Raw genomic sequence first — 25,656 nt, 5'->3', positions numbered from 1 at the left:
GAGGTCGGATGAGACCGGGGCTGGTCGGTATCGGGGTAATCGCCGCCTCGATAGCCGCTGGCCTCGGCGCGGTGTACCTGCTGCAGTATCTCTATGGCTACCGCGAGAAGCCGGGGGCGGCGTGGTTCATGGGCAACATCGCCAATGTGGCGGCGTTCTGTCTCACCTACGGGCTCTCGCTCCTCGTCTTCGACCCCGCGCTCCGGGTCGTCTTCGAGACGGCGGCGTTTATCAGCATGTGTTTCATGGGCCCGTTCTTCCTGGCCTTTGGCCTCGATTACACCGGCCGCGCGGACCTCATCCGGAGCCCGCTGTTTGCCGTCGTCATGTTCGTGCCGCTCCTGACTGTCGCGCTGACCGCGACAAACGCCGCACACGGGCTGGTCTGGACCCAGTTCGGCCTCGACCCGGTGTTCGGTCTGGCGACGGTCCAGTACGCCATCCAGCCGTGGGGGGTGTTCGCCATTCTGTTCTGTGTCGGGACCGCCGCCGTCGGGTCGCTGTTGCTCGTGGGCGCGATTATCAGCTACGGGCCGCTGTACCGCCGGGAGGTGACCGCGGTCATCCTGAGTACGGTGCCCCCGACCGTCGGCGTGTTGCTGTGGCTGTTCGAACTCGGACCGGTGCCCCAGTTGCATCTCACGGCGCCGCTGATGGTCGTCCACGTCTCGCTCGACGTCTATGCCTTCGTCGGGACCCACATGTTCGATACGAACCCGGCGACACAGCGGGTCGCCGAGCAGACGGGGCTGGACTCGCTGACCGAGCCGGTCATCGTCCTCGGCACACAGGAGGAGGTCGTCAAGCTGAACGACAGCGCCGAGGCGGTGTTCGGAGAGACGGCTGCCCTCCCGGTGGCGCTGGAGCGACTGACCGGCGTCACGCTGTCGACGCTGAAAGAGACCGGTGAGGTGGACATAGAGGGCGCACGCGGCGGGACGTTCGCCGTCTCCTACACCCCGCTTTCGGACCCGGACGGCGGCCCGGTCGGCGGGATGCTCGTCCTGTACGACCTCCAGGAAGAGCGGCGGCGCAAACAGCAGCTGTCCGTCCTCAACCGCGTGCTCAGACACAACCTCCGCAACGAGATGACCGTCATCCAGGGGTTCGCAGCGTCGCTGGAAGACAGCGTCGAGGAGCCGGCGTTACAGACACAGGCCGGGACAATCGTCCGCGCCGGCGACCGGTTGCTCTCCATCGGCGAGAAGGTCCGCGAGTTCGACCGCCTGCAGGAACAGGTCCGCCATGCCGGCCCGGTCGCGCTCGACGAGGTGGTCGCGACGGTGCGCGAGGAGTTCCTGTTGCAGTACCCAAACGCCACGATAACGACCGAGGTCGCCATCGCGGACCCGACGGCCCACGCCCAGCCGGAGGTGCTGGAGCTGGCGCTGTCGAACCTGACGGAGAACGCGCTGAAACACGCCTCGGGGAGGGACCCCCGAGTGTGGATTACCGTGGGGGCGGGGCCGGAGGACGACTCGGTGACACGGATCGAAGTCCGCGACGACAACGACCGGATCGCCGACGGCGAGATCGCAGTGTTGCGCGAGGCCGACGAAACCCCCCTGCAACACGGCCAGGGTATCGGGCTCTGGGTCGTAAACTGGTGTCTCAACGCGCTGAACGGCGACATCGAGTACCGGTACGAGGACGGGAACGTGTTCACGCTGGTCCTGCCCCGAGAGTGAGAACGATAACCCAAAGGTCCGCGGTCCACAGGCAGCGGTATGGGAACACCGCTTGCCAGTCGCCAGGAACAGGCCGAGGCAGTCGTCGACCGACTGCACGAGGCGTACCCGGACTCGACTATCTCGCTGAACTACGCGAACCGGCTGGAGCTGCTCGTCGCGGTCGTCCTCTCGGCCCAATGTACCGACGAGCGCGTCAACGAGGTCACACAGGAGCTCTTCGAGAAATACGAGACGCCCGAAGACTACGCCGAAGCGAGCGAGGAGCAGCTCGCGGAGGACATCTACGGGATCACCTTCCACAACAACAAGGGCGGCTACCTGAAGGGCATCGGCGAGCAGATCGTGGCGGACCACGACGGCGAGGTACCGGACACCATGACCGACCTGACCGACCTGCCGGGCGTCGGCCGCAAGACCGCCAACGTCGTCCTCCAGCACGGCCACGACATCGTCGAGGGCATCGTCGTCGACACCCACGTCCAGCGCATCTCCCGCCGGCTGGGCCTGACCGAGGAAAAACGGCCCGAGGCCATCGAGCAGGACCTGCTCGATATCGTCCCCGAGAGCGAGTGGCAGCAGTTCACACACCTGCTCATCGACCACGGGCGGGCCGTCTGTGGCGCCCGCTCGGCCGAGTGCGGGGAGTGTACGCTGGCCGACATCTGCCCCTCCGAGCAAGGCGACAGCGACGTCGACCTCGCCTCGGGCGAGGCGTGGTGAGTCTCAGATCACGTACCGGATGACATAGCGGGCCGTGCCGACGACGTAAGCGAGCATCCAGAAGATGACGTAGCCGAAGACGCCGATGCGAAGCCGAGAGCGCCAGTGGTCCATCTGCTCGCCCCCGATCTCGTCCATGAGCAGGTCCTGGTCGTAGTCGTTGTAGAGGTCGTGGCGGCGTTTCGCCCGGAAGATGCGGACGATACCCGTCCCGCCAAACAGCAACAGGGCGTACGCCTGCAGGCCGAGATAGGCGTGGACGGCGGAGAGTCCGCCGAGCTGGTCCGGGAGCCGCGGCACCATCCACAACAGCATCGGCACCGTCGTCAGCGTGAGCCCGGTGCCGACGAACTTCAGGTGGTGGACGAGCACACCCCACGTGACCGGCTCGGTCTCGATGATGTAGTACGCGCCGTACAGGAAACACGGGAAACTGAGACTCACCGACACGAACACGACGGATGCGATCAGCGCGTCCGACACCATGCGCGGCGTTAGGGCAGGACCCGCTAAAACGTGCCGGATACGCCGACCAGCCGCCGGTTCCGTGGTCGTCCGTGCGGCCCACATAGTAGCCACTTCGACCAACTTTTTCGGCGTATAGTATCCATATAACTGCTAATATCGCTGAAAAACCGTGCAGATATAGACTTATCCCGGTAGAACCGATACGTATGATCAGACAATGATTGGATCGGCAAGCCGTCGAGACGTTGGCACGGGTGGCATGAACACCCCGACGAAACGGAGCGAATTCTACTACGGCGAACTCGCGACCTGTGAGATCTGTGAGGTCGAAAAGCAGTGTTTCGACCGCTTCGGGATGCTGACCTGCCAGGCCTGTCAGACCGAGTACCTGCCCTCCGGCGGCGGCGTTCTCTACTTCGGCTAGTCGACTCGCGGGGCCGGCAATCGTCACGCTAACGGGCACGCCCCACGTAGGTCGGGCCGATGAGCGATTCCTCGGACGAGCAGGTGCGAGCGGGACAGGACGACGGGAGTCCCACGGAAACCGATTCCGAGGACGTCGAGGCGCTGCGCAAGCAGGTCGAAGAGAAGTACGACTTCGACGACTTCGGCCCGGCCGATATGGCCGAGATGACCGCAGAGGAGTGGGACGTCGCCTTCGACGAGGACTCCTGGATAACCGGCGAGGACCTGCTTTCCCGCGTCGAGCGGGACCTCCGGAGCCGGGTGGCCAACCGGGACGTGTTCGCGCGCATCGAACGAAGCGAGAACCCCCCGCGCGTGCTGGCCTACTCCGACGAGGGGTACGCCATCGTCTACCCTGACGGCTCGGTCGAGGGCGAGGGGACCGTCCTTCGGGACGTGAAACCGACCGTCGCGCTGTGTTCGATGGACAGCTACGACGTGCCCGAGTCGGTGCCGGACAACCCGCTGCCCGAGCCCGAGGCGGTCCCACAGGGCGGGGGCGAACTCGGTAACCGCATGCTACAGGTCATCGCCGGCGTGCAGCTGCTCGCCGGCCTGGCGATGCTTGCGGGGGCAGTGTTCGCACTGGTCGGTGTGTTCGGACTGGGGGGCCCGGGGACGAACATCGAGTTTCTGGTCGTGGGCGGGCTCGCGTTCATCGGTGTCTCGCTGGTGCTGTTTTTCACCGTCGCGAACGCGCGCCTCTCCGATAAGTTCCGGGCCGAGGAGTACCGCGACCGGCTGCGCGCTATCGGGCTGGAGGACGGCGAGCGCCCCGACTTCGTTCCCGAGCTCGGAGCCGAGGACGACCGGGGAGAGTGAGGCCGACCATGGAGGCCTCAGAAGACACGAGCGGCGACGCCGCGAGTGAGGCCGACGAGGAGCGCGAGGACGCCGACGAAGTCGGTGCGTAACGGTTCCTGCGGGTGGTATCCGGTGGGTTTATACAAACACAGTCCTGAAATCCGGATGAACATGAACAGGCGGGAATTCGTCCAGACAGCCGGGGGTGCCACGGCCGGCGTGGCGGCCCTCGGCGCTGCCGGCCCGGCCGCGGCCCAGGAGGAGGGCACCGAGTCCGGCGGCGGCGACACAGCCCCGGATTACGGCGGTTTCCTCGACTCCGTCGGGAACTTCGGCGGTCCCGGAAGCACCGTCGACGCGACGGGACAGGACTCAGTGACAGTCGAGGTCGGCGTACAGGCAAACGGCGGGGCCTACGGGTTCGGTCCGCCCGCAGTCCACGTCGACAACGGCGCGACGGTCCAGTGGGAGTGGACCGGCGAAGGCGGCGGCCACAACGTCGTCTCCGACGGCGACGGACCGCTCGACTCCGGGGAGGCAACGAGCAGTGCCGGTGTCAACTACGAACACACCTTCGAGTCCGACGGCATCTACAACTACATCTGTGTCCCCCACGAGGGGCTCAACATGAAGGGCTCCATCGTCGTCGGCGAGGACTACCCGACCCAGTCGCTGGGCGGCGGCGGCCCCGTCGAGGTCGACCCCCACTACGCGGGCGTCCCGATCCAGCCACACTACGTCGGCTTCGGGGCGGGGCTTGCGGTCATCATCCCGCTCATTTTCACCTTCTTCCAGCTGAAGTACGGTGAGTCGCCCCACACCAGCGGAGGGAACAACTGATGGCCTCGGAAGGCTCCACCTACGGCGATATCCACCGGTACGAGCCCCCGCGCGAGAGCACGGCCGCGGCGGTCGGCATCGTCCTGCTGACCATCATCCAGGTCGGGCTCGTCGGGCTCTTCACCTACGGGATGATCTCCGGCTGGGCGTCCGGTATCGGGCCGACGCTGACGGTCAGCCTCATCGAGGCCAACATGTTCCTCGGTGGCGTCCTGACTGCCATCTTCATCGACCTGGCGTTCATCATGTTGCTGTATCGCAAGGAGTTCCTCCCTGACGTGATGATCGTCAAAAAGCGCCGACGCAAGTGGGAGGACCTCTACATCCGCCAGGACGATGTCGACGGGACCAGCATGGCCGATAAGGACCAACTCGTTGAGACAGTCAAACGCGCTATCTACCCCTACTACAAGAAATAATGCCACTAGACGAAGACAAGTATCCGGCTGAGACAGGCAGACGACGGTTCGTATCGGGTGTCGTGGGTAGTGCAGCCCTCTCTGCCGTCGGCGTCGGCGGCGCGGCGGCGGCGGACTCACTGACCAGTTCCTCCGGTGAGGGTGGCGGGACCACGACGTTCATCGGCGTGGAGAACACCGACGGCCCCGCCCCGCGCGGGATGCCGATAATCCCCATCGAAATCGACGGCGGCGAGCTATCCGGTGTCTGGCCGGAGTACGACGAAGAAGAAGGACTCGCTATCAGCAAGGACTTCGCCGGGAGCGGCATCGACTACTCCTCGGCGTGGTTTCAGTACTGCGGCGTCCAGAGCAAACCGCCGGTCTACCCGCAGACCGAAGCCGACAACGCCTTCCTCAACAAGTCCGGGACGTTCGAGTGGCAGGGAGAGTACGAAGATGGCGAGCCCCTGACTGTCGACATGTTCGACGACTACCAGGAGTGGGGCAACGGTATCGGGAAGGACGGAATCGGCAAGCCCGCGGCCGTCGACTGGCGTACGACCGAAGATGACAGCCTTCAAGTTCAGGTAATCCGCTCGAAGCGAATCGAGGAGATGGCCAACGGGAACACCGACCTCCCCGGTCCCGTCCAGGACTTCATCTCCGAAGCGACGGACCAGGGCTTTCTCGCCTGGCTCAACAAGTGTACGCACTTCTGCTGTGTCCCCGGCTTCAAGACACAGGAGGGGAGCGCGAACTTCGGTGGCGCCAACGGCATCTACTGCCAGTGTCACCAGTCGGTGTACGACCCGTTCAGCCCCGTCCAGAAACAGTTCGTGGCGCTGCCCCGCCCGCCACAGACCGATGGATAACCAACCATGAGCCTAGAACGCAAAGACGACCACGACCACAAAGGGTGGATGGAATCGCGCGAGCTATCCCCGCTCGAGAGCATCTACCTCACGACACTCATCTGGCTCGACAAGCGCCTGCGCGTCGTTGACTACCTGGAGATCCTCGAGGACCTCTACTACAAGGTCAACATGCAGATGCCAAAGAGCCACACCGAGCAGTACAACCTCGACAACAAGTTCTGGTACTGGTATCCGCTGTACGCGCTTGGCTCCTTTTCGACCATCGCGTACATCGTCGCCGCCATCTCGGGCGCGCTGCTTGGCTTTTATTATGCCCCCGCAGCGGCGGCCGCCGACGGCTCGCCGACGGTGGCGTACGACTCGGTGATGCTCATCATGGGCCAGCTCAACCTCGGCTACTTCCTCCGGTCGGTCCACCGCTGGGCCGCCCAGATCATGGTCGCCGCGGTGTTTCTCCACATGCTCCGTGTCTACTTCACGGGCGCGTACAAGGAACCCCGCGAGCTCAACTGGCTCATCGGCATCATCCTCATCTCGCTGACGCTCGTCTTTGGCTACACCGGCTACCTGCTCCCGTGGAGTCAGCTCTCCTACTGGGCGGGCCAGATCGGCGTCGAGATGTCACTCTCCATCCCGCTCATCGGCGAGTGGGTCGCACAGCTGATGTTCGGCGGGTTCACCCTGTCACAGGCCACGCTGCAACGGATGTACATCCTGCACGTGTTCTTCCTGCCGTTCATCACGACCGCCGTCATCGCCCTGCACATCGGCATCGTCTGGATGCAGGGCATCGCGGAGCCACACTAAGACAATGAGCGACACCGAATCAGACGACGACGTTCGCACCGACGGCTCGGGCTCGGGTATCGTCGCCCCGGACGACGAGACCCCATCGTGGTCCGAGCGCAAGCAGCGCACGCAGGGGCTCTCCCGGCTCACCTACGAGTACTTCGAACGCGGCCGCCGGGAGGACCAGGACCTGCGCCAGCAGTCCGACTACGTGGAACGGGACGTGCTGGCGTTCCCGGCCTGGCCCCACGAGATGATGCGCAACCTCGCCCTGACGAGCTTCTTCGTCGGGATGATCCTGTTCGTGGCGGCGGCGCTCCCGCCGGAGATGCCAAACCCCGCAAACTCCGGCGTGACGCCGGCTATCATCCTGCCCGACTGGTATCTCTACTGGTCCTTTGGCCTGCTGAAACTCGGTCCGCTGAACCCCGACCTCGCGATACTTGGCGGCCAGAAGATAATGGCCGACCGGACCTACGGGGTGCTGGCCAACGTCGTGGTCGTCGGCTTCGTGGCCATCGTCCCCTTCCTCAACAAGGGGTCGGCACGACGTCCCGTCGAGCAGCCGTTCTGGGCCGCCGTCGGGATGTCCGGCGTCGTCTTCAGCCTCACGATCGCCGCCCTGTCGATCAAGAACCTCATCCCGATGGACTCCCATCTCCTCTTTGACCTGACGTTCCTGGTGCCCATCGTCAGCGCGACGATCACCTACGCGGTCTTGAAGACGATGCGTGAAGGCTACATGTTCACGCTCAACCGCCGCTACTACCGGCTGCGACCGCCGAAGTAATCGCAGCAGATTTTCTGGCCGTTCTTGCCAGCGCCGGTTGTCCGAGCGACTAATGCAGTTACTACAGTCAGCAAGCCCCGATCGCCTTCGGTCGGTCGAGAGACTCGCTGCGCTTCTCGTCGACCGCGTCGCTCACCCCTGTGTGTTGACGCAAGTACCGCAGGCCGTAGGCCGAGGAGCACAGCGAGGCGCCCGAGTCGGGCGGGACTTGCCGGCTGTTCTGCGTCGCAACGAAAACAGCACCGACACTCTGTAGCCATCTCGCCGCAGTCAAGTAGCTGTATCACCTAGGAACGACAATGAGCGAGGCCGACAAGGAGACCGAGGACCCGCCCCAGATAACCAGTTCGGGCGAGGGGAAACAGCGGGAGGTCGTCGTCCCGCTTCGCCTCTACAAGACGGTGACCGTGTTCTCGACGCTGTTTGCGATACTCAGCGTCGTCGGCGGGTTCATCCTCGTCGACGTGGCGACTGACAGAGCGTCGGCCCCGGCCTCCGAGATTGACATCCCAATCGCCGTTCTGGGTATCGGGCTCATCCTCGCGGGGACTGTCGTCTACGCGTTCTCGACGCGGTTTCGAACCGAGGAGATGGGAAAGTCTAAAGACGACGCTGACGAACCCTCTAGTAATGGCTGACGAGTTCATGAAAGGGTTCGCCGCCCTCATGGTTGGCGGCCTGGGCTGGATGACCATCGCGGGCTGGTACCGGACGCCGAGCTTCGAGGGGGCACAGCTCATCGGCGAGTTACCGCCAGCGGAGTCGCTGACGGTGTTTGACTCCGCCGCACTGCTGTTGATGGATGCGTTCTTCTGGTTCGCCGTCTTCGGCGCGCTGACGTTCTGGGTCGTCATCCCGCTGGTCAGCGAACTGCGCGAGTACCTCGACGAGCGCTCGGCCTGAGCGCGGGCGATCTTCTGCGGGACCGTCTTCCAGAATGTACGAACGGGTACCAGTCGTGACTGGGTGTGCCGCTGACGGCGAGTCGGGAACGGTGGTCCAGCCGTCCGGGCGGACAGGACACTGCCGTGGCACAGTCGCTTGCAAACTACCCCGAGGGCGATAATCGAGAAGGAGACCGCGTCAGATAACCGCGGACCAGGGGCCCTTGATGACCCAGAACAGCGCCTGGTAGCCGGCGTACATCGCGAGGAGCACGACGGCGGCGATGGCGCCCTTAGGTCGTTCGAGCGGGATGTCCCGGCGCGCTTCGACCTTGCGGGACTCGAACTCGAAGAAGTCGGTGATGACGGCTCCGAGGACGAGCACCGACATGACCATCCCGCCGTGGTGGGCGATGGTCATATAGAGGAACGAGGTGAGAATCAACAGGACGTTGCTCGCGACGTGTGCCGGATGGCGGGTGATCTCCTCCGCACCGCCCTCCTCGTACTGGGACTCGTGTCGTCGGTGGGCCAGCAGTCGCGTCCCGAAGTTAGCGAGGACGAGCGCCAACAGGACGTACTCGATGACGAGCACGCCACCGGGTCCCTCGCTCCCGAAGACGGTGTCCAGCGGCCCGAAGAGGATGACGTCTGGCTGCATACCTGATTCTGTGTCCGACGGCCATTAGTGTCTTTCCAATTTCCGGAGGGCGTACGGAGCGTTGGAAATTACGCACGGACGGTGCCGACACTGCGGTCGGGACCGCGCTGTAACACCCCGGTATCAGCGGAATCGGGACCGGCTCTCCCCGAGGACTGCGACCCGCAGCGACCGGTCCCGCCGCAGTCGGGCCGTCTCGCCACGGGCCACCGTCGCCGCCTCCTCGCCGTCGACGTACAGCGCGACGGTGGCCTCGTCGCGCTCGACCGAGAGAGAGAGCCCGTCGAGCGAGACCACCCAGTGGTCCGGGTTCGTCTGGAACGGGGCGATGGGGGCGACCACGCCGACCGAGTCGGCCGGCGCGAGCACCGGGCCGCCGATGCGGCGCGCGTAGCCCGTCGACCCCGACGGCGTCGCCAGTGCCACCCCGTCAGCACGGAACTGTCCGACAGTGTCTGTGGTCGTCTCGACGGCGTACTCGGAGATGCGAGCGGCCTCCACGGTGACGGCTGTCACGTCGAACAGCGCTGTGCCGGCGTCGACACCGGCGACGGACACGTCGAAGACCGGGTGCAGCTCCGTGTCAGCCTCGTCAAGCCCCGCGACGGCGGCCGGAACGGACTCCCGGGCCACGGAGCGGACGCCTCGGCCGGCGTCGACCGGGAGCACCAGCGGGTCAGCACTGGCGGTCGCGACGGCTCGCATCGCCTGCCGACCGACGGCGACGACCCGCTCCGTCGGGGGGACGGTACCAACGGTACCCGTTTCGACGGCGACCCCCGCCTCGCGGAGTCGGTCGGCCACCGCCGGGTCGCCGACCACGCCCACGGGGCTGTCACTCATTGGCTGAGGGTCCCCGCCGGTCGGAGAAAAAGTTGCCGCACTCGGACCGGCAGCGAGCCACTTGCGGACCGACGGCGACTCGCCGGACATCCCAGAGAGCGTGTCACTAGAGCGCGCTGACAGCTTATTTCGACCCGAACTCGACACCGGTGATCTCGAATCGCGCACCGCCGGCAGCCCCCTCTGTCACCTGAATGTTCCAGCCGTGGGCTTCGGTTATCCGCTTGACGATGCTCAGCCCGAAGCCGGTCCCTTCGTCGGCAGTCGAATAACCGGCGGTAAACACGTCGGTGCGCCTGTCTTCGGGGATACCGGGACCATCGTCTTCGATGTAGAACCCGTCGTCCACCGTCCCAACGGTGACAGTGACGTCCTCCCCGCCGTGTTCAATCGCGTTGCTCAGCAGGTTTTCGATGAGCTGGCGGAGTCGGTCACTGTCCGCTTCGACCGTGGCTGTCGGGGCCGCCTCGTCGGCGTAGCGTAACGCGGTGTGTTCGTCGCGGTCTGCCACGATGTCCCACGCGTCGTCGACCGTCCCGGCCAGGGGAACGTCCGCTACCGAGCCGATGTCCCGCCCCTCCCGGGCTAGCCAGAGTACGTCCTCGGTAATACGGCTGATACGGTCCAGTGCCGTCGAGATGGTGTCGAGATGCTCACTGTCACACTCCGCCTGTGCGAGTTCGACCCGCCCCCGCGCGACGGACAGCGGGTTCTGGAGGTCGTGGCTGACGACGCCCGCGAACTCGTCGAGGCGGTCGCGTTCCTCCCGGAGCTCCTGCTCGCGCTCTTTCAGCTTCGTTATCTCGCGGGACACCCCGACGATACCTTCGACTGTTCCATCGACGAGGAGCGGCGTCAGCTGATACTCCAACACCGCGTCGCCATGCGTGGGAAATTCGACCTCTATTTCGGTCGAATACTGGTCGCGCTCGCCATCGAGCAGCGCTCGATACGGGTCAGTGTCGGTAGCCCGCTCCCGGACCAACGGGAGGAGGGTGCTCTTCTGGCCTGTGAGGTCCTCCCGTGTCGTGTCGTACCAGTCAGCCAGGTGTTCGTTGACGACCACGAACCTGCCATCTTCATCGTAGATACAGGCGGCATCCTGCATCGAGTTGACCATATCCTTGTACCGACGGAGGTCCTTGTTCCGTTCGGCCAGCTTCTGTTCCGACCGGTACGACTCGACGACGTTGGTGATTCGGTTGGCCAAGACCGTGTATTGGTCGGCACCGCCGCCCTTTTGCAGGTACTCGGTAACGCCTGCGGAGATCGCGTCCATAGCGACTTCCTCGGACCCCTTGCCCGTGTACAGGATAAACGGGAGGTCGGGACACTCCTCACGAACAGCCCGCAGGAACCCGATGCCGCTCTGTCCCGGCAGATCGTAATCGGAGACGACACAGTCGATGTCACGCCGCCGAACGATCTGCAGCCCGTCGTCGGCGCTGGTCGCGGTTTGCACGCTGATTCGGTCGTCTTCACGTTCCAGAAACGTCGTCGTCATATCAGCAAACGCCGGGTCGTCGTCCACGTGCAGAACGTGGACAGGATCAGGCATGCGGTCCATCCATAGTCCAGCATAAGGCAGTCTAAGCTTAAGTAAACGGATGGAATTCACGCCGGCAGAAGCCCCCGGCCCGACACCGCGATATCGTCAACCTGGAGCCCCGGGTTCGAGCCCGCTAGCGGGACAGGCGCCGCTTGGCGTACTTCGCGAGCAACGAGAGGTCGGAGAGGTGGGTGAGCTCCAGGATGGCGCGCCGGTCGCCACGGTTTATCTGTTCGAGGGTGTCGCTGTCGGTCTCTCTGAGGTCGTCCATCAACTCGTCGTAGCGCTCGTTGGGGGCGAGATACAGCAGCTCGGTCATCATCAGCCGGGCGTTGTGTTTCGGGGCCACGTCACGGTGCCAGAGCTGGTCGTACACCGAGAGGGTGTCAGCGTCGGTCTGGGGCTCGTCGGGGGTCAGCGCCGCGTCGACGGTGGCAGCGGCGGCGCGGGCCGACTTCATCCCCTTGTGAATGCCCTCGCCCCACAGCGGGTCGATGGTGGGGACAGTGTCGCCGATGGCCATGAAGTTGTCCGTGCTCATGGATTTGGGCGGCTGGATGTGGGCCGAGCCGCGGTGGGCCTGGGTCCCTCCGATGCGCTCGGCGTCGGCAAATCGGGGGTCCGAATCGAGCCAGTATTCGAGGTAGTCGTCGATACCCATCCCCTCCTTGGCGTACTTGTGATGCGAGCCGTTCTGGATGTAACACAGCCCGACTTTCGCCGTGTCCTCGCCGGTGTGGAAGATCCAGGAGTACCCCCCTGGCGCGAGGTCGTGGTCCAGACGGAGCATCATCGCGTCCCGCAGGTCGGCGTAGCCGTCGTGGTTCACTGCGACGTTCTCGAACTCGTACTCGATGCCGATGGCCTGGTGTTCCCGTTCCAGGTTACAGACGTCGAGTTCCTTCGCCAGCGGCGCGGCGGGGCCGGTGGCGTCGATGACGATATCGGCGTACACCTCCCGGTCCCCGTCGTAGCGGACGCCGACTATCTCGCCGTCCTCCATGATGGGTGCCGACACCCGCGAGTCGAATCGGTAGGTTGCGCCCAACTCCTTGCTGTCCTCGACGAGGAACTGTTTGAACTCGGCGAACTCCAGGACCGCACCCGTCTGGGTGCGGGTGTAGTGGTCGTTGGGCGACTCCAGGACGACCTTGTCGGTGTACTGCATCACGACCTCGTCGGGGATGGCGAAGGCGGTCATCGCCGACGGGAAGGTGCCAGCAGTGGACTTGTTGCTCTGACGCGGGAACCCCTCTTCGGACTCGGTTTCGAGGACCAGCACGTCGTAGTTCCGCTCGGCCAGGTCACGAGCACACTGGCCGCCGGCGGGACCAGCCCCGGCGATTACCACGTCAAAGCGGTCACGCATTACTCATGGGTTTGCCGTATACGTAATCAGTCTTGCTTTCTCGGCTCCCGGCTCCGTCTCTCGAAAGGGTAAAGAAGCCGCCAGTCACAGCAGTGTCCATACCGGGACACGACAGATGGTTCTCAAAACAGGCGCGGCCGCGCTCGCGGAGAGACGCCGGCTGCCGACGGCGCTCCGCTCGGTGCTTGGCTACTACGCCGACACGGGCGTGTTCGACTACGGCAGCCTCTCGCTGAAATCAGAGATAGACGACCGGACCGAACGGATGCTCGACGACGTCTACGGCCGCATCGAGGCCGCACTCGCCGAGGAGTTCGGCCGCCCCGTCGACTTTAGCTACGACACGAAGCTCGTCTTGCCGGCGCGGCTGACGCTTGGGTACGTCTACCGCGCCGCCCGACAGGACGCCGACATCGACCCCGTCGGCGACGGCCTCGCTGACGGGGTCCCGCCGGTCGAGGACGCCGCCCTCGACGGCGAGTCGCCGACGCTGTCCCCCCGCGAGCGGGTCGTCCGCGCCGAGCAGATGACCCGCCTCGCCATCGAGGCACTCGTCGACGGCGACATGCGCGACGCCATCAACGACGCCGAGTTCGAGGACTTCCAAGTTGATTTTGACGCAAGCGAGACCGACCGCCGTCGCGTGGCGGAAATCGCACAGGAGACACTGCAGTCCCATCTGGACGGGCTACTCGCTGACCTGCCCGACGCGGTCGCCGAGGCCTACCAGTGGGCGGTCGACTACAGCGAGGCCCACCAGGACCGCGACGACCACTTCCGGGAGCTGATGCAGCGGGCCGAAGGCGGCGACGGCGACGCTGTCGACGCCATCCGCGAGGAGTACAAGTTCGCCGACTACGAGGAGCCCCCGGCGACGCTGTCGGCCGCCGAGCAGGAGCTTCCCTACAGCAAGACCCAGTACGCCCGCGTGGGCGTCATCTACGACGGAATGCTTGACCTCTACCGGCTGGCCGGGCTGGACATTGACGACGACTTCGCGAAAGCCATCGTGTTGGCCATCATCGGCGCACAGGTCTGGCTGGACGACGTAGACGACTACGCCGACGACCGCGCGGAGGGCCAGCTCACCCCCGTGACGGCCGAGTACCTGCTCCGGCCGGACGACCGGGCCGCCTACAGTCACGTCGTCGACATCACCGAGCGGTATCTGGACCTGGCAAAGGAGTACGCCACGGCCGCGGACTCGCCGCTGACGGGCGTGGCCGTCGAGTACATCTACCGGTCGGGCGAGCCCGACGTGTTGCCCGGTCACCGCTGAGTTCGTGCTAGCGGCGCGTCACTCGACGATGAACGGCGACGCGATGTCCAGAACTTCCGACCGGGACCGCGGGTCGTCGTAGGCCTCGGGGAACGGGATCTGCCCGTTCAGCGCCCGGAGGTAGGCGGCGTGTCGCGCCTCGACGCTGTGGATGCTGAGTGCCGGCGGGACCAGCGAGTCGTCCTCGATGAAGGGCGCGGCCCCGGCGTAGGCGGAGACGCCCGTGTCCTCCAGCTGGACGGCCGTCGCGATGAACTCGTCGGGCTCCTCGACGGCGGAGCCGAAGTCGAACTCCGGTTCGTCGACCGGCTCGCCGTCGAGGCTCTCGATGACCGACGCGAGCGTCTCCGCGTGGGTCCGCTCGTGGTCCCGTATCGTTTCGAGGTTCTCGTACACACTGTCGGTTATCGGGTCGCCAAAGTCCGCGAGCGGGCCGTCGTCGACGAGGTCCTCCTCACAGACGTTGTCGAGGGCCGCCTCGTAGAACGCCGCTTCGAGGTACTCCAGCGTCAGCGCGTAGTTGAAGATGTCGACGTCGTCCTCGAACTCGTTTTCGACCGCTTCCGGGGGACCGCTGTCCTCCTCGTCGCTGTCCGTGTCGTGTTCCTCCGCCAGGGCCGGTGTAGCGAACGCGCCACCGAGGGCGACGCCGCCAAGTGCCCCAGCGGTCCCGGCGAGGAACCGCCGTCGAGTGTCCGAATCTACGTTGGTATCTTCGTTGGTCACGAGCCCACATTATGTCAGTGTTCTATTAGTTATGCGCAAGCAAGCCCGGCCTCACTGCGTAGCGCTCGAATCAGTCGTCAGTATGCGGTGGTATCTGGCCGTTCCAGACTGCCGTATGCGTGTCGCCTGGGCGATAAGACCACAGTAAACGGAGTAAGTCGGCTCACTCGGCCTCGACAGGCCGGACTGCCTCGTCGCGCTCTATGACCTCGCGATCGGGCAGGTCCGTATCAGGTTTCCGCCCCACCGTGAGCAGGCGCTCGGTCAGCGTTAGCTCCTCGGGGCTCGGGCTGGGCTTCTGGATGGGTTCGTACTCGACGGCTACGCCCGCTGCCTCCGGTGCGATGCGGACGGCACAGAGCTGGTAGGAGGGGTAAAACACCGGCGGGAGCAGGCCGATGATGCCGTCGCGCCGATGGAGACGCTTGAGCCACGTCCCGGTGTTGACCATGACCCCGCCGTCGACGGTCCGCATCGTCGGGCGGTGGGTGTGGCCGTAACAGTAGATAGAGGCCCGTGGCTCCTCCGCGAATATCTCCTCGGCGGCCGCCACATAGGGCGACTCGGCGTCGACGGTGAGCCCGGTCTCGAAGATGCCAAACCGGTTTATCGTCTGGCGAACGTCCCGACGGAGGAAGTAAAGCGGGACGGCCACGAGCAACAGGAGCCCGGTGATGGCGACGTTTATCGCCAGCAGGGTCCGGACAGCGGTGCCGGCGGGGCCAAACTGGCCGAGGAACGCAGTGGTGACGTCGACCGGCATCGACCAGACACCCAGAACGTCGAGGCCGGCCACGACCGCGAGGACGGCGCTGACGTTGAAAAGCAACAGGAAGGGGAGCAAGGCATACCGGATAAGGGGGTTCATCTCCCTGTAGAAGTACTTCGAGAGCAGCCACACCGGCATCCGCTCGGTGGGCGTCACCGCCTGGACGTCTTTCAGCCAGTTGTACCGGCCCCTGTCCGAGAGCTGGCCGGCCCGGCTGGTGACCAGGGTGTTGTAGTAGTAGCCAAGCGGCGTCGCGTTGGGGTCGCCCCAGGCCTCGATCCGGTTGTTCGGGTCCTGCTGGTGGCCGTGTTCGAAGTGGACGACCTGGTCGCCCACGGTGCGCCTGAGCGACTGGCCCTGTACGAGGTCGACGTTGTACTCGGCGAACCGCTCGACGTACTCGTCGTAGGCCGCCAGCTCGTGGTCGTGGTTGCCCGGCAACAGCGTGATGTCGACGTTCTCGCCGGTCGCACGCAGCTGTGCGAACAGCTCCGGATACGTGTCGGCGAGTACCTCGAATTTTCCCATCCCGTCGACCATCGTGAACTCCCACAGGCCGAAGGCGTCGCCGTTGATGACGAGTTCGGCGTCCTCCTCGGTGGTTTCAAGCCGACTGAGAAACTCAAGCAGCTCGTCGAGAAACTCAACTTCCTCCAGTTGCTCGTCGCCGCCAATATGGAGGTCGCTGATGACATAGCAGACCCGGTCGTCGCTCTCCTCACCCATTGGAGTGGAGTGGTCGGTCAACGGTTATGGTCTTTGGGGGGTCGTACCCTCAGCCTTCCCATCCCGTCTGTCGGTTTCGGCGACGCCGTGGTGGGCCACCCGCTATCGACGGCCCAGCGCGCGCTCGAACACCCGCTGGGCGCGCTCGTAGGCACTGTCCCGGTCGACGATAGGGGCGGGGTACTCCGGCGCGAGCCGCTCGCGTTCCGTCCGCGGGAGCGTCGGCCAGTCGACGATTGTCGCAGGGTCGACCCCTTGCAGTTCCGGAACGTACTCGGTGACGTAGTCGGCGCCGTCGTCGTATTTGCTCATCTGGGCGACCGGGTCGAAGATGCGCACGTCGACGGAATCGGTCCCCGTGGAGGCGGTCCACTGCCAGTTGGCGGCGTTGTTCGCGGGGTCGTGGTCGAGGAGTTGCTCCTCGAAGTAGGCAAGCCCCTCGCGCCAGTCGACAAGCAGGTGTTTGGTCAGGAAGGAGGCGACGTTCTGGCGCGGGCGGTTGTGGACGTATCCCTCCTCGTTTAGCTGGCGCATCCCCGCGTCGACAAGTGGGTAGCCGGTCTCGCCGCGTTTCCACGCCGCGAGGTTGTCGGGGTCGTTCTCCCAGTCGATGGCGTTCGGGAACGATTTGTAGTTCGCCGACGGCAGCGAGGGGCGATGATAGAGCAGGTTGTAGTTCTGCTCGCGCCAGGAGAGCTCGTAGCGGTACTTCTCGACGTTGCGCCGGGCGTCGCCGTCGACGGCCTCGTAGCGTTCGGTGGCGTCGGCCCACAGCTCCCGAATCCCGATCATCCCCGCCGCGAGATAGGGCGAGATGCGCGAGACCGCGCCGACGGGACGCGCCACGGCCGCTCGCATGTCGTCGCGCGTGTCGCTGTAGGAGTCGATGCCGTCGGCCAGAAAGCGCTCCCAGCGTTCGCGTGCGGCGGCCTCGCCGGCCGCGGGGAGCGTGATGTCGGCCCCGGCGTCGGGGACGGGCTGGCCGTCCGACACGTCTGCCAGCGCGTCGGCGCCGGGGGCCGGAACCGGACTGGGCTTCTCCCGGGCCTGCCAGTCGTCGTGGAACCGGCTGTGGTTCTCGTAGCGCGATTCGAGGGTGGCCGGGTCGACGAGGGTGAGGTCAGTGACGGCGGTGGTCTCGATTGTGTCGTCGACGGCCCGCTGGCGCTCCCGGCGGACGGGCCGGTAGTGCTCGTTGTGGTACACCCGGTCGGCGCCGTGTTCGTCGGCCACTGCGGGGAGGACCGTCGCCGGGTCACCCACGCGAACCAGCAGGTCGCTGCCCCGCTCGCGGTACTGCGCCCGAAGCTCGCGGACGCCTGCCAGCCAGAAGGCCCACTGTCGGTCGCCGACCGCCGCGCGAACTTCGGGGTCGATAACGAAGACGGGAACGACGGTATCCTCGGCCGCGGCGGCGAGCCCGCGGTTGTCGCGCAATCGGAGGTCTCGCTGGTGCCAAAAGACGTGCATGGTCGAGGTATGCGAGCGACGGGTATGGGTCCGGTCCCAACTCAGTTGTGTATTGACGGGCGCCCCACTCACTCGCCGCCGCGTGACTGCCACAGCTTGGCGGCCGACCAGCAGCAGACGAACCCGAAACAGCCGACAGCGAAGTAGAACGGGTCGAGTCGGAGCGGGCCAGCGGCCACGCTGTGTTCGCCCGGTCCGGTCACGGCGACCGTCAGCACGAGCCCCACGACACCGACGGCGACCTGTTGCCACTCGTACAGTCGGTCCCAGTCCACAGCGACCCGTTCGACCGCGAGCTAAACAACCCTTCCGTCGCCGGGGATGGTTTTAGACACAAAACAGCTGACAGGTGTGACAGACGACGGAACCTCGCGCGGCGCTTCCTGCTCGGGACAGGTATCATGGTCGGCACGGCCGGCTTCGCCGGCTGTGGGATTCCCGGCGGAGGCGGCGGCGAAGAGGGCGAGGAAGGCGAGGGCGGAGAGGAAGAGGACGAAGAAGAACAACTGCAGGCGCCCGAATCAACGTAACGAGTGGTGCGGTGGCCGGGCGCGGCCTCCGTGCCGCGCCTCGGGGAAAGGCAGGCTGTCCAGGAGTAGCATCCGGTGAGCGAAGCGAGCCGGTTCGACCGCGGCGCGCGGACTGCCGCGCGGCTTCGCCGCGCGAAAGGAGCACGCCGCGATTTTTCCCCATGTTTTTGCCGCGGAGGCGTGTCGAGCGCCGCCGCGCTCGACCGCCGAAGCGTGCAAAAAGTGGTCTAGTAGAACTCTCTGACCAGGTCCATCGCGCCCTCGGGCGCGCCGTCGGGAATCTCGGCCATGGAGCCCTCGACGCCCTCACGCTCCTCGAAGGGCACCGAGTCCTCGTCCTGGTAGAGGACGCCCATGTACTCCTTGTCGCCCTCCAGGATCTTCTCTTTTGCCTGCTCGCGGTCGTGTCGGTCGTGGTCCGTCTCGCCGAGGTCCTCGATGGTGTCCCGGAAGTAGTCGTAGGTGTCGACGTCGTTGAACGTGACACACGGGCTGTAGACGTTGACGAAGCCGAAGCCGTCGTGTTCGATGGCCTCCTGGACGAGTTCGGCGTGACGCTGGGAGTTCGAGGAGAAGGACTGGGCGATAAACGTCGCGCCGGCGGCCAGGGCCAGGGCCTTGGGGTTGACCGGCGGCTGGTTGGGCCCGTCGGGGCTCGTCGAGGTCTCGAAGTCCTCCCGCGAGGTCGGCGAGGCCTGGCCCTTGGTCAGCCCGTAGATGCGGTTGTCCATGACGACGTAGCTCATGTCGACGTTGCGCCGCACCGCGTGGATGAAGTGGCCCGCGCCGATGGAGTAGCCGTCACCGTCGCCCCCGGAGACCATCACTTCGAGGTCCGGGTTAGCCATTTTGACGCCGATGCCCACCGGCAGGGCGCGGCCGTGGACGCCGTGTAAGGCGTAGCTGTGCATGTACGTCCCGATCTTGCCCGAGCAGCCGATACCCGCGACGATGAACGTGTTGTCGGGGTCGTTGCCGGTCTCGGCCAGCGCCTTCATCATGCCGTTCATCGTCCCGAAGTCGCCGCAGCCGGGACACCACGTCGGTTGCTTGTCGGATTTGAAATCCGTGAATCGAATGTCTGAGCTCATTCTGCTTCCACCTCCTGTGTGCCGGTCGCACCGGCGATCGTCGCTTTCACTTCCTCGGCCAGTTCGTCGGCGTCAAAGCGGACGCCGGTGTACTTGTTGATGCGTTCGACCCGTTCGAGGACGTCGTGTTCGATGACGTCGGCGAACTGGCCGGTGGCGTTGCACTCGACGACGATGGTCGTCTCGGCCGCCTCGACCGCCTCTGTCAGGTCCGGCCGCGGGAAGATGTAGGGGACCGAGATGAACCGCACGTCGATGCCCTCCTCGGTGAGCAGCTCCATGCCCTCACGCATCGCGCCCTCGTTCGAGCCCCACGAGATGACGAGCGTGTCGGCTTCGGGGTCGCCGAACTCGCGGTAGTCGAAGTCCTCCTCTTCTTTGGCGGTCTCGACCTTGCGGTTTCGCTTGTCGACCTGCTCGACGCGGACCTCGGTGTCCTCCGTTCGGCGGCCGAGTTCGTCGTGTTCGAGCCCGGTCGTCATGTGGGCGCCGTCGGTCGTGCCCGGGAACGCGCGCGGCGAGACGCCGTCGGCGGCGGGGAAGTGCGCCTGGAAGCGGCCCTTCTCGTCGAGCCACGCGTCGATGTCGTTCTCGTCGACGACCTTGCCGCGGTCGACCTCGACCTCGTCCATGTCGAAGGTCTCGGGCGAGAACGTCTGTTCGGTCACGGCCATCGCGAGGTCCGAGACGAGGAAGACCGGCGTCTGGTACTTCTCGGCCAGGTTGAACGCCTCGACGGTCTTCCAGAAACACTCCGAGATCGTCGTCGGCGCGAGGACGAAACGGGGAATCTCGCCGTGGCCGCCGTACAGCGTCATGTTGAGGTCGCCCTGCTCCTGTTTCGTGGGCATGCCCGTCGAGGGGCCAGAGCGCATCACGTCACAGATGACAAGCGGCGTCTCGCTGGTCGCGACCAGCCCGAACGTCTCGGTCATCAGGTCGATACCCGGGCCGGAGGTGGCGGTCATCGAGCGCGCGCCGGCTCGTGCCGCACCCAGGGCCATGTTGATGGCCGACAGCTCGTCTTCGGCCTGGACGACCTTGCCGCCGAACTGGTCGATTCGGCCTGTCAGATACTCCATCACGTCTGTTGCGGGCGTGATGGGGTAGCCGGCGTAGAACCGGCAGCCGGCGGCGATGGCGCCCATCCCGATGGCCTCGTCGCCGTTGAGCAGGACGTAGTCCTCGTCGGTGGTTTCGAGGTCGTAGCCGAAGTCGTGGTCGTACTCCTCGCGGACGTACTCCTGGCCCTTCCGTGCGGCCTTTTTGTTGTTGTCGACGATAGCCTCGCCCTTGTCGCCAAAGCGTTTCTGGAGGCTCTCATCGAGGTTCTCGATGGGGAAGTTCGTCACCTCACACGCCGCGCCCAGGGCGACGACGTTGAGCATGATGGCCCCGCCGGCCTCCTCGGCCAGCCGCTTGAGCGGGACCTCCAGGGCGGTCGCGCCGTGGGGTACCTCGACGTCCTGCATCGTCGAGCGCTCGCCGTCGTAGATGACGACACTGTCCTCGTGGAGTTCGTCCTCGTTCTCGTGGACAGTCCGTTCGGTCAGCGCGATGAGGATGTCCAGCCGGTCGACGACACTCTCGACGCGGTCGACCGACGTCCGGATCTTGGAGGCGGTGTAGCCACCACGTATCCTGGAGGCGAAGTCCTTGGAAGTGAAGACGTGTCGACCGGCCCGGGAAAGTGCCTGCGCGAAGATTTTCCCGGTCGAGTCGATTCCATCGCCGGCCTCGCCGCCGATGGCCCAGTTGAGGTCGTCTGGCATACTGCCAACTGATAGCCTGTGGCGGGTAAAAAGACTTCTGTGTGCGGGTGGACACATGTATCGTCCGACGCCCGACAACGACCGAAATTCCCTTGTCTCCGTACCGCTACGTCGCCGATATGGACGAACGTTCACTCACGGTCACCGCGGTCCGTGACGTCGGCCCCGACGCCATCGCTCTCGACGTGGAGACCCCAGACGACTTCTCGGCCCAGCCCGGGCAGTTCGTCAAGCTCACTCTCTCCGTCGACGGTGAGGACGAATCGCGCTTCTACACGATCTCCTCGCCCGACGTCGACGGCGAGTTCGAGATGACGGTGGGTATCGACCCCGACGGCGACGTGGCACCGCACCTGGCCGCGCTCGAAGCCGGCGACTCGGTCCGCATCTCGGGTCCGTTCGGCTCGGACTACTACGAGGGCGAACCGCGGGCAGTGTTGCTGGCCGGCGGCCCGGGCATCGGTCCCGCGATCGGTATCGCCGAGCGCGCGCTGGCGGACGGCAACGAGGCCGCCGTGGTCTACCGGGACGACGCGCCGATTCACGAGGAGCGACTGGCCGCGCTGCGGGAGCAGGGCGCCCTGGTCCGCGTGCTCGGCGGTGACGACGACCTGACCGACGCCGTCGCCGAGGCGACCGGCGAGGGCGGCCAGGTGTTCATCTACGGCTTCGCCGACTTCCTCGACGACGCGACCGCAGCGCTTGACGGGGCGGGTGTCGACACCGAGGACGCGAAAGTCGAGAACTTCGGCTAGGGACTTTCGTCACAGCAGCCGCCGTTTGCAGTGTGGCCGGACAGCGCTGGCCCGCAGACCGGATACGGGCCGGGCTACTTCTTCCGTCGCCCAGCCCCGAAGAGCCGCTCTATGAGCGACCGGTCGGTCGCGCGTTCGGCGAGCAACACCGTCCCCTCGACCTCGTCGACGACGTTCAAGTGCAGGGAGTTGGTGACCAGCCGGGAGAGGATGCCCTGCTCGGTCGCGCCGAGTACGACCATCGTGTGGCCGGCCGCTTCCCGTTCGATGGCCGCCTCGACGTCGCCCGAGTCGTCGACGACGCGCTCGGCGTCCCCGAGGTCGTGGTTCTCGGCCCACTCGGCGAGGAACGTCTCGCCCGCCTCGCGCTCGCCGCTGTCGGCGACGTGCAGGAGGGTTATCTGTGAGCCGACGGCGCTGCGGAGCCCGCGAGCGATGTCCGCGCTCAGGTCCGAGGCCGGCCCGCCCGCAGTCGGGACGAGGATGCGTGAGGCGTCGCCGCCGCGGTTCTTCAGGACGAGGAAGTCGGTGGGGAGCTGGTTCGTAAGCTCGGCCAGGGGCCGCTCGGCGCGAGCGCTGGCCCACAGCCCGTCTTCGTCCCAGTTCATCAACACGAGGTCGGGACGGGTCCGCGTCGCGCGGTCGAACACCACCTCGAACGAGCGGTGGGAGACGATAGTCGAGGTCTCGAGTTTCACGTCGTACTGCTCGGCGATGCGAGTGACGTCATCGAGCTGGCCCGATGACTCCTCGACGATTCGGTCCCGCTGTTCGCGGTCGGCGATGGCGCTGCTCTGTTCGGGCGCCTGGACGACGTGTGCGACGTGGACTGTCCCCTTCTCTCGGGTGCTTGCGAGCGCACAGGCGAGTTCGACCAGCGCGGACTCGGTGCGCGGGTTCGCGATCGGAACCAGAACGCGGTAGGACTCGGGGTCGCGGACGAAATCCTCGACGGTGTCGACGAGCGGGACGTACGACCGGCCGGCAAGGTTGCCAAGCAGCCACTCCCGAACGGAGAGCCGCCGGACGTGTTCGAACCGCGCCGTCTCCAGCCGGTCCTCCGTCGTCTGGTAGTAGTTGACGATGGTGACCAGCACGACGCCGCCGATGGTGTTGCCGAGCATCACGGGGACGACGAAGTCGGTCATCGCCAGCAGGAAGGGGAGATCGCCGGCCAGCATCAGATACACCGCCTCGGTAAAGGAGACGACCACGTGGAAGAGGTTCGCGAGCGGAATACAGAGGAACGCGAGGTAGACGACCGCCAGGCGGGTGATGGTGTCGCGGGCCGCGAAGTTCATCCAGACGACGCCGGCGACGATAAGGCCCGCGAACGCCCCCTTGAAAAACAGCTCCCAGCGGGAGGTCTCGTAGACGCCGTTGACGGCCAGGTCGGCCGCGACCGCCGCCGCTTCGGGGCTGAAGACGCCGCCGTAGGCGAGCACAACGGCACCGATTGCCCCGCCGGCGAAGTTACCCGCCGCGACGATACCCCAGTGGCGAAACAGCGCCGGGATGGAGGCCAGACGCTCCAGCGTGAGCGCGACCGGCGGGAGCGTGTTCTCCGTATAGAGCTGGTATCCCCCGATGATGATGTAAATGAACCCGATGGGGTAGAGCAGCGCTGCGAGGATGCTGTTGTCGGCCTTGGGGTACATCGAGGCGTAGACCAGCAGGGTGATAGTAATCGCGAACCCGCCTGCCAGCGCGCTGAAGAAGAGCTCGCGGGCGCCTGACGTTATCTCGTGGTCGGCGTCCGCGACAATGCGCTGGAACACCTCGTCCGAGGAGAACTTGTCGGGGACGACCTCGCCCGTGACGGGGACCTCCTGTTCGGCGTCAGCGGAGTCGCCCGCGGACCCCGACGGGCCGTGTGAGTCTGCCATTACGCGGTCATTATCCAGCCAGCCTAAGAAGCTTGGTTTTTCCGCCGATACCGCCGGCTAGCGACAGTCACTCGACGGAGGTGTCGACCGGTTCGACAGTCACGGTCGAGATACGGGCGCCGTCGATGGTGTCGACCTCGATTCGGTAGCCGGCGGCCTCGACGGTGTCGCCCGGTTCCGGTATCTCACCCAGTCGGGCCAGCACCAGCCCGCCGATGGTCTCGACGCCGTCGCTCTCGAACGTCGACTCTAGCTCCTCGTTGACGAGCGAGAGCGGGACGCTGCCGTCGATGTCGTACCGTCCCGACCCCAGTTTCCGGACCGAGTGCTCGCGCTCTTCGACGTCGAACCCGTCTCTGAGGTCGCCGACGACGGCCTCGACGACGTCCTCGATGGTGACGATACCCTCGAAGGCGCCCCACTCGTCGACGACCGCGGCCATCTGCTGGTGTTCCTCGCGGAACTGCAGGAGGAGGTCGTCGGCGGTCGCCGTCTCCGGGACCATGAGGAGGCCGCGGGCCAGTTCAGCCGCCGTCGTCGCCCCGTCTTCCTCGATGGCGCGCAACACGTCCTTGACATCGAGAAAGCCGACCACCTCGTCTTGGTCGTCGCTGTCGACGACCGGGTAGCGGGTGTGGCCGGCCGACAACACGGTGTCCCGAACCTCGGTCAGCGAGGCGTCGACCGGGATGGAGACGACATCGGGCCGCGGGACCATCACGGTCCGGACGGTCGTGTCGTCGAGGTCGAAGACCCGCTCTATCATCTCCACTTCGGCCGTGTCGACGTTCCCCTGCTCGCTGGAGCGGGCCAGTACGCGCCGTATCTCGCGCTCTTCGAGCGTCTCCTCGGTCTCGGAGGCCGGGGGGATGCCGATGAGCCGCGTGAAGGCGTTGGCGGTCCCGTTGAACACGACCAGACCGGGATAGAACACGTAGTAGAACAGTTTCATCGGGGGCGCAACGAACAGCGACAGCTGCTCCGCACGGGCGATAGCGATGGTCTTGGGGGCGAGCTCGCCAAAGACCACGTGGAGAAACGTAATGAGTCCAAAGCCGATGACAAAGGAGACCAGATGGAGCAGATCGGCCGGCAGGAGCGGGCCCAGAACCGGCTCGATGAGAGCCGCAACCGCCGGCTCGCCGGCCCACCCCAGTCCCAGCGAGGCGAGCGTGATTCCCAGCTGGGTGACCGCGAGGTAGTCGTCGAGGTTGGCCATCACGTCCTGGAGCGTCTCCGCGCCGGCTCGCCCCTCCTCGGCCAGCTGCTCGACTGAGGTCGAGCGCACCCGGACGAACGCGAACTCCGTCGCGACGAAAAAGCCGTTCAGTACCACGAGCACGAACGCGATGAAGAGCCGACCGAGCGCAAAGGCGAGGTCTACCATCGATGCCCCCGAGGACGCCCGAGACGACGGTGTCCGGTCATACCCGAACCTGTCGCCCCGGAGACTTAAACAGCCGCGGATGGAAGACGGAGCGGCGGTCAGCGACGCGGCGGGGC

At 65.7% G+C, this 25,656-nt stretch carries 27 protein-coding genes; 14 read left to right on the top strand and 13 right to left on the bottom strand.

The window, feature by feature from the left end; translation table 11 throughout:
• Positions 1 to 8 precede the first annotated feature (8 nt).
• Together VJ162_RS00475 and nth are read left to right on the top strand one after the other, a co-directional pair.
• Positions 9 to 1,688, top strand: a complete 1,680-nt coding sequence (locus tag VJ162_RS00475; protein ID WP_324661662.1) for a sensor histidine kinase — start codon at positions 9 to 11, stop codon at positions 1,686 to 1,688.
• Between the two features lie 39 nt (positions 1,689 to 1,727).
• Positions 1,728 to 2,411 carry an endonuclease III gene (nth, locus tag VJ162_RS00470; RefSeq protein ID WP_324661660.1) on the top strand — a complete coding sequence of 228 codons (684 nt, stop codon included), beginning with the start codon at positions 1,728 to 1,730 and terminating at the stop codon, positions 2,409 to 2,411.
• A gap of 3 nt (positions 2,412 to 2,414) precedes the next feature.
• On the opposite strand, the gene VJ162_RS00465 is transcribed toward nth, so the two are convergent.
• The gene (locus VJ162_RS00465) at positions 2,415 to 2,897 is read right to left on the bottom strand and encodes a DUF7321 family protein (RefSeq protein ID WP_324661659.1); all 483 of its coding nucleotides are present in this window, start codon (positions 2,895 to 2,897) and stop codon (positions 2,415 to 2,417) included.
• 241 nt (positions 2,898 to 3,138) lie between these two features.
• Between VJ162_RS00465 and VJ162_RS00460 the strand changes: the two genes are divergently transcribed.
• The 9 genes from VJ162_RS00460 to VJ162_RS00420 all read left to right on the top strand — a co-directional run bounded on the left by VJ162_RS00460 (position 3,139) and on the right by VJ162_RS00420 (position 8,746).
• Positions 3,139 to 3,303 carry a hypothetical protein gene (locus VJ162_RS00460; protein ID WP_324661657.1) on the top strand — a complete coding sequence of 55 codons (165 nt, stop codon included), beginning with the start codon at positions 3,139 to 3,141 and terminating at the stop codon, positions 3,301 to 3,303.
• 59 nt (positions 3,304 to 3,362) lie between these two features.
• Positions 3,363 to 4,166 (top strand): DUF7319 domain-containing protein, encoded by an 804-nt coding sequence (locus VJ162_RS00455; protein ID WP_324661656.1) that lies wholly within the window; start codon positions 3,363 to 3,365, stop codon positions 4,164 to 4,166.
• Positions 4,167 to 4,319: 153 nt separating this feature from the next.
• Entirely contained in the window at positions 4,320 to 4,988 is a 669-nt protein-coding gene (locus tag VJ162_RS00450; protein WP_324661655.1) for a halocyanin domain-containing protein, read from the top strand.
• Positions 4,988 to 5,407 carry a DUF7318 family protein gene (locus VJ162_RS00445; RefSeq protein WP_324661654.1) on the top strand — a complete coding sequence of 140 codons (420 nt, stop codon included), beginning with the start codon at positions 4,988 to 4,990 and terminating at the stop codon, positions 5,405 to 5,407. Before VJ162_RS00450 ends, VJ162_RS00445 begins: the two co-directional genes overlap by 1 nt.
• Entirely contained in the window at positions 5,407 to 6,261 is an 855-nt protein-coding gene (locus VJ162_RS00440) for a ubiquinol-cytochrome c reductase iron-sulfur subunit (protein ID WP_324661653.1), read from the top strand. The genes VJ162_RS00445 and VJ162_RS00440 overlap by 1 nt, the downstream gene beginning before the upstream one ends.
• Before the next feature lie 6 nt (positions 6,262 to 6,267).
• On the top strand, positions 6,268 to 7,071 hold the full coding sequence (locus tag VJ162_RS00435) for a cytochrome b (RefSeq protein ID WP_324661652.1): 804 nt from the start codon (positions 6,268 to 6,270) through the stop codon (positions 7,069 to 7,071).
• 4 nt (positions 7,072 to 7,075) lie between these two features.
• Positions 7,076 to 7,843 carry a cytochrome b family protein gene (locus VJ162_RS00430; protein WP_324661651.1) on the top strand — a complete coding sequence of 256 codons (768 nt, stop codon included), beginning with the start codon at positions 7,076 to 7,078 and terminating at the stop codon, positions 7,841 to 7,843.
• Between the two features lie 299 nt (positions 7,844 to 8,142).
• On the top strand, positions 8,143 to 8,481 hold the full coding sequence (locus tag VJ162_RS00425) for a DUF7315 family membrane protein (protein WP_324661650.1): 339 nt from the start codon (positions 8,143 to 8,145) through the stop codon (positions 8,479 to 8,481).
• Positions 8,474 to 8,746 (top strand): DUF7314 family protein, encoded by a 273-nt coding sequence (locus VJ162_RS00420; RefSeq protein WP_324661649.1) that lies wholly within the window; start codon positions 8,474 to 8,476, stop codon positions 8,744 to 8,746. The genes VJ162_RS00425 and VJ162_RS00420 overlap by 8 nt, the downstream gene beginning before the upstream one ends.
• Positions 8,747 to 8,926: 180 nt before the next feature.
• Here the strand turns inward: VJ162_RS00420 and VJ162_RS00415 are convergent, their stop codons facing one another.
• The 4 genes from VJ162_RS00415 to VJ162_RS00400 form a co-directional block, all read right to left on the bottom strand.
• Positions 8,927 to 9,388 (bottom strand): DUF7313 family protein, encoded by a 462-nt coding sequence (locus tag VJ162_RS00415; RefSeq protein ID WP_324661648.1) that lies wholly within the window; start codon positions 9,386 to 9,388, stop codon positions 8,927 to 8,929.
• A 123-nt stretch (positions 9,389 to 9,511) separates the two neighbouring features.
• Positions 9,512 to 10,231 carry a diacylglycerol kinase catalytic domain-containing protein gene (locus VJ162_RS00410; RefSeq protein WP_324661647.1) on the bottom strand — a complete coding sequence of 240 codons (720 nt, stop codon included), beginning with the start codon at positions 10,229 to 10,231 and terminating at the stop codon, positions 9,512 to 9,514.
• A gap of 124 nt (positions 10,232 to 10,355) precedes the next feature.
• Positions 10,356 to 11,789 carry a hybrid sensor histidine kinase/response regulator gene (locus tag VJ162_RS00405; RefSeq protein ID WP_324661646.1) on the bottom strand — a complete coding sequence of 478 codons (1,434 nt, stop codon included), beginning with the start codon at positions 11,787 to 11,789 and terminating at the stop codon, positions 10,356 to 10,358.
• 124 nt (positions 11,790 to 11,913) lie between these two features.
• Complete coding sequence (locus tag VJ162_RS00400; protein ID WP_324661645.1) at positions 11,914 to 13,149, bottom strand: digeranylgeranylglycerophospholipid reductase; 1,236 nt, start codon at positions 13,147 to 13,149, stop codon at positions 11,914 to 11,916.
• A 115-nt stretch (positions 13,150 to 13,264) separates the two neighbouring features.
• On the opposite strand from VJ162_RS00400, the gene VJ162_RS00395 reads away from it, so the two are divergent.
• Positions 13,265 to 14,428 (top strand): hypothetical protein, encoded by a 1,164-nt coding sequence (locus tag VJ162_RS00395; RefSeq protein ID WP_324661644.1) that lies wholly within the window; start codon positions 13,265 to 13,267, stop codon positions 14,426 to 14,428.
• A gap of 18 nt (positions 14,429 to 14,446) precedes the next feature.
• On the opposite strand, the gene VJ162_RS00390 is transcribed toward VJ162_RS00395, so the two are convergent.
• From VJ162_RS00390 to VJ162_RS00375, 4 genes are all read right to left on the bottom strand, one after another.
• On the bottom strand, positions 14,447 to 15,154 hold the full coding sequence (locus VJ162_RS00390) for a ferritin-like domain-containing protein (protein ID WP_324661643.1): 708 nt from the start codon (positions 15,152 to 15,154) through the stop codon (positions 14,447 to 14,449).
• 163 nt (positions 15,155 to 15,317) lie between these two features.
• Positions 15,318 to 16,649: a metallophosphoesterase gene (locus VJ162_RS00385; RefSeq protein WP_324661642.1), complete on the bottom strand. Its 1,332-nt coding sequence runs from the start codon at positions 16,647 to 16,649 to the stop codon at positions 15,318 to 15,320.
• A gap of 102 nt (positions 16,650 to 16,751) precedes the next feature.
• Complete coding sequence (locus VJ162_RS00380) at positions 16,752 to 18,119, bottom strand: cryptochrome/photolyase family protein (RefSeq protein ID WP_324661641.1); 1,368 nt, start codon at positions 18,117 to 18,119, stop codon at positions 16,752 to 16,754.
• Positions 18,120 to 18,187: 68 nt separating this feature from the next.
• Positions 18,188 to 18,394: a hypothetical protein gene (locus VJ162_RS00375; protein ID WP_324661640.1), complete on the bottom strand. Its 207-nt coding sequence runs from the start codon at positions 18,392 to 18,394 to the stop codon at positions 18,188 to 18,190.
• 126 nt (positions 18,395 to 18,520) lie between these two features.
• Between VJ162_RS00375 and VJ162_RS00370 the strand changes: the two genes are divergently transcribed.
• Positions 18,521 to 18,649 carry a hypothetical protein gene (locus tag VJ162_RS00370; protein WP_324661639.1) on the top strand — a complete coding sequence of 43 codons (129 nt, stop codon included), beginning with the start codon at positions 18,521 to 18,523 and terminating at the stop codon, positions 18,647 to 18,649.
• Positions 18,650 to 18,876: 227 nt separating this feature from the next.
• Here the strand turns inward: VJ162_RS00370 and VJ162_RS00365 are convergent, their stop codons facing one another.
• Positions 18,877 to 19,740: a 2-oxoacid:ferredoxin oxidoreductase subunit beta gene (locus tag VJ162_RS00365; RefSeq protein ID WP_262176101.1), complete on the bottom strand. Its 864-nt coding sequence runs from the start codon at positions 19,738 to 19,740 to the stop codon at positions 18,877 to 18,879.
• A complete protein-coding gene (locus tag VJ162_RS00360; RefSeq protein ID WP_324661638.1) occupies positions 19,737 to 21,512 on the bottom strand; it encodes a 2-oxoacid:acceptor oxidoreductase subunit alpha in 1,776 nt (591 codons plus the stop codon). Before VJ162_RS00360 ends, VJ162_RS00365 begins: the two co-directional genes overlap by 4 nt.
• 119 nt (positions 21,513 to 21,631) lie before the next feature.
• Between VJ162_RS00360 and VJ162_RS00355 the strand changes: the two genes are divergently transcribed.
• A complete protein-coding gene (locus VJ162_RS00355) occupies positions 21,632 to 22,267 on the top strand; it encodes an FAD-dependent oxidoreductase (protein WP_324661637.1) in 636 nt (211 codons plus the stop codon).
• Positions 22,268 to 22,341: 74 nt separating this feature from the next.
• Here VJ162_RS00355 and VJ162_RS00350 read toward each other — a convergent pair whose 3' ends face one another.
• Positions 22,342 to 24,153 (bottom strand): formate/nitrite transporter family protein, encoded by a 1,812-nt coding sequence (locus VJ162_RS00350; protein WP_324661636.1) that lies wholly within the window; start codon positions 24,151 to 24,153, stop codon positions 22,342 to 22,344.
• Positions 24,154 to 24,220: 67 nt separating this feature from the next.
• The gene (locus VJ162_RS00345; RefSeq protein ID WP_324661635.1) at positions 24,221 to 25,540 is read right to left on the bottom strand and encodes a hemolysin family protein; all 1,320 of its coding nucleotides are present in this window, start codon (positions 25,538 to 25,540) and stop codon (positions 24,221 to 24,223) included.
• Positions 25,541 to 25,656 lie beyond the last annotated feature (116 nt).

The sequence above is a fragment of the Haloarcula sediminis genome, assembly GCF_035656455.1.
In the GTDB taxonomy this organism is placed as follows: Archaea; Halobacteriota; Halobacteria; order Halobacteriales; family Haloarculaceae; genus Haloarcula; species Haloarcula sediminis.
This window is presented reverse-complemented; position numbering and strand designations above follow the sequence as displayed.